This is a genomic window from Streptomyces sp. SID8352 (assembly GCF_009862265.1).
Lineage (GTDB): Bacteria > Actinomycetota > Actinomycetes > Streptomycetales > Streptomycetaceae > Streptomyces.
Window position 1 is genome coordinate 1 of sequence record NZ_WWGX01000112.1, and the last position, 8,502, is coordinate 8,502.

General features: G+C 74.4%; 6 protein-coding genes. 3 read left to right on the forward strand and 3 right to left on the reverse strand.

Annotated elements, in window-relative coordinates:
* Positions 1-532: 532 nt before the first annotated feature.
* Entirely contained in the window at positions 533-1,081 is a 549-nt protein-coding gene (locus tag GTY84_RS32040) for a MarR family transcriptional regulator (RefSeq protein ID WP_161229941.1), read from the reverse strand.
* Positions 1,082-1,218: 137 nt separating this feature from the next.
* On the opposite strand from GTY84_RS32040, the gene GTY84_RS32045 reads away from it, so the two are divergent.
* Positions 1,219-2,496 (forward strand): MFS transporter, encoded by a 1,278-nt coding sequence (locus tag GTY84_RS32045; protein WP_161229946.1) that lies wholly within the window; start codon positions 1,219-1,221, stop codon positions 2,494-2,496.
* Between the two features lie 87 nt (positions 2,497-2,583).
* Here GTY84_RS32045 and GTY84_RS32050 read toward each other — a convergent pair whose 3' ends face one another.
* Together GTY84_RS32050 and GTY84_RS32055 are read right to left on the reverse strand one after the other, a co-directional pair.
* Positions 2,584-4,272 (reverse strand): SpoIIE family protein phosphatase, encoded by a 1,689-nt coding sequence (locus GTY84_RS32050; protein WP_161229942.1) that lies wholly within the window; start codon positions 4,270-4,272, stop codon positions 2,584-2,586.
* 169 nt (positions 4,273-4,441) lie between these two features.
* Positions 4,442-5,821, reverse strand: coding sequence for an FAD-dependent oxidoreductase (locus GTY84_RS32055; RefSeq protein WP_161229943.1), 1,380 nt, complete (start codon positions 5,819-5,821; stop codon positions 4,442-4,444).
* 374 nt (positions 5,822-6,195) lie between these two features.
* On the opposite strand from GTY84_RS32055, the gene GTY84_RS32060 reads away from it, so the two are divergent.
* Positions 6,196-6,981: a helix-turn-helix domain-containing protein gene (locus GTY84_RS32060; RefSeq protein WP_161229944.1), complete on the forward strand. Its 786-nt coding sequence runs from the start codon at positions 6,196-6,198 to the stop codon at positions 6,979-6,981.
* Between the two features lie 172 nt (positions 6,982-7,153).
* Positions 7,154-8,502 (forward strand): sigma-70 family RNA polymerase sigma factor (locus tag GTY84_RS32065; protein WP_161229945.1); only part of this gene is annotated, 1,349 nt, incomplete at its 3' end.

Consider the following 8,502-nt stretch of genomic DNA (forward strand, 5'->3'; position numbering starts at 1 on the left):
AGGTCGGGGTATCAACATATCTGGCGTTGACTTTTGGCACGCTGTTGAGTTCTCAAGGAACGGACGCTTCCTTTGTACTCACCCGAGATTCACTCTCAGGCTTTCCTCCGGGCGCTTTCCCTTCGGTCTTGCGTTTCCGACTCTATCAGATCTTTCCGACCCGATTTCCTCGGTGCTTTCCAGGTTCCCGCTTCCGCGTTTCCCTTTCCGGCGGTTCCGACTCTATCAGAACCTTCCGGTCCCGATTCCCCGTCAGAGGGGGCTGCCGGTGCGGCCGTTGGGCCGTTGCGGCGTCCCAGACACTAGCGGAATCCTCCGGCGATTCCCAATCGGTGTCGACCGGGTCGTCGGGCCCCGCCGGGAATACGAATTCGGGCATGCCGAAAACACGTTCCCGAAGGAGATCCTGCTGGTGGTGTGGGGTGCCGCTACCGCGGCGGGAGGTGCTGCCGCAAAACCGTTACGGCTGTGTGGCAACCCGGAGAACACTACGGATCGCCGAGGGGGCTGTCAAGCGACGCTGTCAAGATCTTTAATCGAGGTCGCTCAGCCGCCCGCCGGCGTCCGGCTGGGCGTCCTCCACCCGGCGCAGCAGACGGGTGAGGACCTCGCCCAGGGTAGTCCGCTCCTCGGCGGAGAGGTCCTGGAGGAGGTCCCCCTCGAAGACGGTGGCCAGGCGCATCGCCTCCAGCCACTTCTCGCGCCCCTCCGCCGTCAGCTCGACGATGACCCGGACCCGGTTGGTCTCGTCCCGCTCCCGGGTGACCAGGCCCTCGGCGACCATGCGGTCGATGCGGTGGGTCATCGCGGCCGGGGTGAGGCCGAGCCGCCGGGCCAGCTCGCCGGGGCCCAGCCGGTAGGGGGCCCCGGACAGCACCAGCGCCTTGAGGACCTCCCAGTCCGTGTTGCCGATGCCCAGCTCGGCGGTCTGGCGGCCGTACGCCACGTTCATGCGGCGGTTGAGACGCGAGAGCGCCGAGACGATCTTCTCGACCTGGGGATCGAGGTCCTGGAACTCGCGCTGGTAGGCGGCGATCTGCTCTTCGAGTGTCGGCTCGCCGGCGCCGGAGGTGTCGCCCATGGGCGCAGTATGGCACGCGGCCTCTTTGCCTTGAAGTCCTTCGCTGTGTACTGTTTATCTTCGAACTTTAGCTTCTAAGTCTTCAGCCCTAACGGCTGGGGCTTGCGATCCCGGAGAGGGTGAACGTGACCAGGGCGATGGGCGCTGCGATGCGCCGGATTCATGTGGGCAATGCACTCAGCGCGTTCGGGCTGGGCTTCACGGTCCCGTATCTGTACGTCTACGTGGCGCAGGTACGGGGGCTGGGGTCCATGACGGCGGGTCTCGTACTCGCCGTCTTCGCCGTGGCCGCGCTGGTCGTGCTGCCGTTCGCCGGACGGGCGATCGTCCGGCGCGGCCCGCTGCCGGTGCTGCTGGTCGCCCTCGTCACCGCCGCGCTGGGCTCGCTGAGCCTCGGGCTCGCCGCGGGGGCCGCCACGGTGCTGCTGTCCGCGGCGGCGCTCGGCGCGGGCCAGGCCGTCATGCAGCCGGCGCTCGCGACGATGATCGTGGACTGCTCCTCGGCGCAGACGCGGTCGCGGGCCTTCGCCACGCAGTTCTTCCTGCAGAACCTCGGGCTCGGGGTCGGCGGGCTCATCGGCGGCCATCTGGTCGACGCCTCCCGCCCCGCGTCGTTCACCCTGCTGTTCGCCATCGAGGCGGCGATGTTCCTGGTGCTGGTCGCCGTGATGGCGACGGTGCGGATGCCGCGGGCGCCGCGGGTGGCCGGGGTGCCCGGGCGGACGGCGGGCAGTGGCTGGCGGGAGCTGCTCGGCAACCGCGCCATGGTGCAGCTCTGCGTGCTGGGCTTCGTGCTGTTCTTCGCCTGCTACGGCCAGTTCGAGTCGGGGCTGAGCGCCTACGGCGTCGAGGCGGCCGGGATCTCCACGTCCGCGCTGGGCACGGCGCTGGCCGCGAACACGCTGGTGATCGTGATCGCGCAGTTCGCGGTGCTGAGGTTCGTGGAGCGGCGCAAGCGCTCCCGGGTGATCGCCTCCGTGGGCCTCATCTGGGCCGTGGCGTGGGCGGTGGCCGGCTACGCCGGGCTCGGGCACGGCAGCCAGGCGATGGCGACGGCGGCGTTCGTCTCCACGTACGCGCTGTTCGGGCTGGGTGAGGCGCTGCTGTCGCCGACGGTGGCCCCGCTGGTGGCGGATCTGGCGCCGACCGGCATGGCCGGGCAGTACAACTCGGCGTTCGCTTTGGTCAAGCAGCTCGCGCTGGCGATCGGGCCGGCGGTGGGCGGCCCGCTGGGGGCCTCGCTGCACGGGCCGTACATCGTGATGTTCCTGCTGTTCTCGCTGGGCATCACGGTGCTGGCGGTGCGGCTGGGCCGACAGCTCACGGACGTGCAGAACCAGCCGTCCCTGGCGCGGGCCCGGGTGGTCCGGCAGGGCGGGCCCCCGGTCGGCGCCGTGGCGGCGGCGGAGGCCTGAGCGGCGCGCTGATCCGTCCCGGCGGCGCGGCGGCGCGGCCGGGACGGCTCCGACGGAGAGCGGTGGTGCGCCGGTGGACCCCCTGGGTCACCGGCGCACCACCGCTCCGGCGTTCCCCGGCGGGCCGGGCAGGAGGAACTCGCACCAGACGGCCTTGCCGCCGCCGGGTGTGTGGCGGGCGCCCCAGTGGGTGGCGATGCTCGCGACGATGGCGATGCCGCGTCCGGACTCGTCCCCCGGCTCGGCACGGCGCCGCCTCGGCAGGTGGTCGTCCCCGTCGGTGACCTCGATGATCAGGCGCCGGTCGGTGCGGCGCAGCCGAAGGCGCATCGGGGGCGTGCCGTGCTGGAGGGAGTTGGCGACCAGCTCGCTGGCGGCCAGCACGCCCAGGTCGTGCAGGTCTGCGGGGAAGCGCCAGCTCGTGAGGACGCCGGAGGCGAAGGCCCGCGCGCGGGGCGCCGCCTCGACGCCGCCGAGCAGGTCGAGGGCGGCGTTGCGGAACAGTTCGGCCTCGGCGCCCCGGCGGGCGGGGTGCTGGAGGACGAGGACGGCCACGTCGTCGTCGTGGTCCGGGGTGACGCCCGCGGAGCGGATCAGGCGGTCGCAGACCACCTGGGGGCTGCCGGTCGCGCCGGCCAGGGCGTGCTCCAGCGCGGCGATGCCCTCGTCGAGGTCCTGGTCGCGGCGTTCGACGAGGCAGTCGGTGTAGAGGACGGCGGTGGAGCCGGGGGCGAGGGGGACGGAGCCGGAGGAGTGGACCCAGTCGCCGGTGCCGAGCGGCGGGCCGGTCGGTTCGTCGGCGCGGTGGACCGTGCCGTGCTCGTCGCGGACGAGGATGGGCAGGTGTCCGGCGGAGGCGTACTCCAGGCGGCCCTCGTTCGGGTCGTGGATGGCGTAGACGCAGGTGGCGATCTGGTTGGCGTCGATCTCGGCGGCGAGGCCGTCGAGGAGCCGGAGCACCTCGTGCGGGGGCAGGTCGATGCGGGCGTAGGCGCGGACGGCGGTCCTGAGCTGGCCCATGACGGCGGCGGCCCGGACGCCGCGGCCCATGACGTCGCCGATGACGAGGGCGGTGCGGCCGCCGCCGAGGGTGATCACGTCGTACCAGTCGCCGCCGACGGCGGCCTCGGTGCCGCCGGGGTGGTAGGTGGCGGCGACGCGCAGGTCGTCGGGGGCCTCCAGCTCCTGCGGGAGCAGGGAGCGCTGGAGGGTGACGGCGGTCTCGCTCTGGCGGCGTTCGCTGGCGCGCAGCCGCTCGGCGGCCTCGGCGTGATCGGTGACATCGATGGCGAAGACGAGCACGCCGCGGCCGTCGTCCCGCCCGGTCTCGGTGACCGGGGTGCAGGTGAAGGTGTAGGAGCGGCCGCCGGCGGCCCTGCGGGACTTGAGCGTGCGGGGTCTGCCGCTGCGCTGGACCTGGTCGAGCAGGGGGAAGAGGCCCAGTTCGTCGAGTTCGGGCAGGGCGTCGCGGGCGCGGGCCCCGGGCGGGCGGGCGCCGAAGGCCGCGGTGTAGGCGTCGTTGACGTAGGCGACGCGGTGGTCGGGCCCGTGCAGGAGGGCCACGAGGGCCGGGACGCGGTCGAGGACGTCGCGCACCGGGAGGTCGTCGACGGCCGGCACGGGCCGGGTGTCGTCACCGGACCGGCCGGCGCGGGCGGCGGGGACGGAGCCGTCCGCCCGTCGGCCCCGCGAGAGGGCGGGGTCCCGTGTGTCGGTCCGCGCTGCGGCGCGGCGCTGCGTTCCGGGGAGCCGGGCGCTCCAGCGCGTGAAGTTCACGAATCCTTGCCTCGTGTAGTCGTCGGCGGGCCGGGGCCGGTACCGGCCGGTCCCGGGGCCGCGCGGGTCGAGCGGTGGGGCGCCCGCGGTGGTGGACCAGTCTGGCAGGATGCGGGCCCGGCCGACATCCGTCGGACGCCGGGCGGTCCGGCGGAGTTCCCGCTGTGGGTCAGGACGACCCCTTCGGGTCGCCCGGTGGTTCCGGGGAAGGCTTTCCACCGGCAGCGAGTTCGAACTCGGCACGCGGGTGTTCGAGCGACCCGAGGGAAACGATCTCCCGCTGGAAGAGTCCGGCGAGGATCCACTCGGCCAGGACGCGCGCCTTCCGGTTGGCGGTGGGCACGCGGCCGAGGTGGTGGGCGCGGTGCAGCAGCCAGGCGGGCAGGCCCGTCACCCGGCGCCCGTACACCTGGGCGACGCCCTTGTGGAAGCCGAGGGAGGCGAAGGAGCCGGCGTTCCGGTGGGCGTAGGCGCGCAGTGGTTCGCCGCGCAGGGCGCGGGTGAGGTTGTCGCCGAGGACCGCCGCCTGGCGCACGGCGTGCTGGGCGTTGGGGGCGCAGGTCCGGCCGGGTTCCCCGGCGGTGACGTCGGGGACGGCGGCGGCGTCGCCCGCGGCCCAGGCGTGGGGGGCGCCGTCCAGGTCGAGGCAGGGGGTGCATCTCAGCCGGCCGCGCTCGTCGAGGGGCAGGTCGGTGGCGGTCAGCACGGGGTGGGGGCGTACGCCGGCGGTCCACACGACGGTGCGGGTGGGGAGGCGGGAGCCGTCGCTGAGGACCGCGATCCGGTCCGCGCAGGACTCCAGGCGGGTCCGCAGCCGCACGTCGACGTTGCGGCGGCGCAGTGCGGTGACGGTGTAGCGGCCGAGGTCCTCGCCGACCTCGGGCAGGAGGCGGCCGGTGGCCTCGACGAGGATCCACCTCATGTCCTCGCGGGAGACGTTGCGGTAGTGCCGGGCCGCGTGGCGGGCCATGTCCTCCAGTTCGCCGAGCGCCTCCACGCCCGCGTAGCCGCCGCCGACGAAGACGAAGGTCAGGGCGGCGGCGCGGAGCGCGGGGTCGCGGGTGGAGGAGGCGATGTCCAGTTGCTCGATGACGTGGTTGCGCAGGCCGATGGCCTCCTCGACGGTGCGGAAGCCGATGCCGTGCTCCGCGAGCCCGGGGACGGGCAGGGTGCGGGCCACGGAGCCGGGGGCGAGGACCAGTTCGTCGTAGGTCGTGCGGCGGGCGCCCGTCCCCTCGTCCTCGGTGGCGAGGGTGGTGAGGGTGGCGGTGCGGGTGGTGTGGTCGATGGACCGGACCTGGCCCACGACGACGCGGCACCGGTCGAGGACGCGGCGCAGCGGCACGACCACGTGGCGCGGGGAGATCGATCCGGCCGCCGCCTCGGGCAGGAACGGCCGGTACGTCATGTAGGGGTCGGGGGTGACCACGGTGATCTCGGCCTCCCCCCTCCGCAGTTCGCCCCTGAGGTTCCGCTGCAGCCGCAGGGCCGTGTACATCCCGACGTAGCCGCCGCCGACAACGAGAATGCGCGCACGTTCCTTCACCATCCCATGACGCACCCGGCGCACGCGTTTGTCCACAGGCCCGTCAATTTGTGTGACCGGGGACCACCCGGACGCCGCGCGGTCCCCCTCCCCGGGCCGGGCCACGGCCGCCCAGGTCAGCAGGGGTCGGAACCGGGGATGACGGCGGCATTCCCGGGGCGCATACGCCGCGCGCTCCGGGCGCCTGCCACACCGCGCGGAACGTGCCCCTTCTGAATTGACGCCCACTCAACTATGTTCATTGCTACGGAGTGTGGGGGGATGGCCTCATCGGGTCCATACGACTGGACCACCCGAGGCGGGCCTGTTCCGGACACTCCGTCTTTCGATGGCGGGGAGAGTCTCCGGGGGGAGACGTCATTACCGGGGGATTGTCTATGCATGTTCAGGAATCTCATTGGTCGTCCGCCGCGTCCGCGGTCGCGGGCGGGGCGGCGGTGAGCACGGCGGTCGGCGCGCGGACGGACGGTCCGCGGACGGCGCCGCTGCGGGTGGACGCCCAGCGCAATCTGGAGCACGTGCTGCGCGCGGCCCGCGAGGTCTTCGGCGAGTTGGGGTACGGCGCGCCGATGGAGGACGTGGCGCGGCGCGCCCGGGTCGGGGTCGGCACGGTGTACCGGCGCTTCCCGAGCAAGGACGTCCTGGTCCGGCGTATAGCCGAGGAGGAGACGGCCAGGCTGACCGAGCAGGCGCGGGCCGCGCTGGGGCAGGAGGACGAGCCGTGGTCGGCGCTGTCCCGGTTCCTGCGGACGTCGGTGGCGTCCGGGGCCGGCCGGCTGCTGCCGCCGCAGGTGCTGCGGGTCGGCGTCGCGGAGGAGCAGGACGGTCCGGGGTCCGGCGCCGCCGGTGAGCTGCGGGTGCCGCAGCAGCGCCACCAGCCCGCCCCCGGCGATCTGCGCCTGGTGCCCGAGGAGCCGGTGGCCGCGGCCGCCCCGGTGCCCGCCGTGGACGACCACGGGGCGGCTGCGCTGCTGGAGGTCGTGGGCCGGCTGGTGGAGCGGGCCCGGGCCGCGGGCGAGCTGCGGACCGACGTGTCGGTGGCGGACGTACTGCTGGTGATCGCCACGGCGGCGCCCTCGCTGCCCGATCCGGCACAGCAGGCGGCGGCCTCGGCCCGACTGCTGGACATCCTGCTGGAGGGACTGCGGTCCCGCCCCGCGTGAGCGCCGCCGCGGTGCGGAGCTCCCACCCCGAACGCCTGAGCGTGGGCGCTCCGTATCGCCAAGTGCCCACGGACGGGTGACGGTTGGGTCCCGGAAGGCCCCGGCCGCAGCACGTGTGGCACGCTGACCCGGTGTTCAGTACTGGCCGGGAAGGTGGCGGGGGCTTTCCGAGATGAGCATTGACGGGCGGAACGGTCCCCCGGGTGAGGGCGGCCCCGAGACCGGGGGTCCGCCGCAGGTGCCGGAACAGGGTGGCCGGGCGGACGTCCCCCGGGACGGCCCGCCGCCGGGGGCCGTGCGGCCCGGCGGCTTCGCGTCGGGCGGCGTCCCGGCGCAGCGGGGGCCGGACGAGGGCGAGGGGGTCCTGCCGCCCCCGCGCGACCTGCCGCCGTCCGACGCCGAGCTGATCGGCCGGATGCGCGCGGGCGACGACTCGGCCTACGAGGAGCTGTTCCGGCGCCACGCCGACGCGGTGCGCCGGTACGCCCGCACCTGCTGCCGTGACGCCCACACCGCGGACGATCTGACCGCCGAGGTCTTCGCCCGCGTGCTGCAGGCGGTGCGCGGCGGCTCCGGCCCCGAGTACGCGGTGCGCGCCTATCTGCTCACCAGTGTGCGGCGGGTCGCCGCGGGGTGGACGCGGTCGGCCGGGCGCGAGCATCTGGTCGACGACTTCGCGGTGTTCGCGACACAGTCGGCGCGCTCGTCCGCGGTGTCCGAGGACGAGACCCTGGAGCTGGGCGCCGATGTCCGGGCGATGCACGAGGCCGAGCAGTCGATGGCCATGCGCGCCTTCCGGTCGCTGCCGGAGCGGTGGCAGGCCGTGCTCTGGCACACCGAGGTCGAGGACGAGTCGCCGAGCGAGGTGGCGACGCTCTTCGGCCTGGACGCCAACGGCACCCGGGTGCTGGCCAGCCGGGCCCGGGAGGGGCTGAAGCAGGCCTATCTCCAGGCCCACGTCAGCGACGCGCTGGCCGCCGAGGCGGGCTGCGCCCGCTGGGCCGACCAGCTCGGCACCTATGCCCGCGGCCGGCTGCGCACCCGTGCCGAACGGGGGCTGCGCAAGCATCTGGAGGAGTGCGCCCGCTGCCGCCTGGCCGCCAGTCAGATCGCGGAGGTCGCCAACGGCATTCCCGCCGTGGTGCCGGTCGCGGTCATCGGCTGGTTCGGCGCCGCCGGATACGCCAAGGCGGCCGGGCTCGTCGCCGGGGGCGGCACGGCCGCGAGCGCGGTCGGTGCCGCGGGCGCGGCGGCGGCCGGCGGTTCCTCGGGCGGCTCGGGCGGCTCGGCGGCCTCGGAGGGGCTGGGCGCGCCGGTGAAGGCCGGTATCGCGAGCGGCGTGGTCGCGGTCGCCGCGGCGGCGGCCCTGGCCCTCGCCCTGGCGGGCAACGACAGCCCGGCCCCGCCCCCCGCGAAGGCCCACCCGCCCGCGTCGGCCCCGGTGGTCCACCCCGCCCCCGACACCCCGACCCCGCCCGCCCCCTCACCCGTATCCCCCCGCCCCCCGGCCCGACCCCCCGC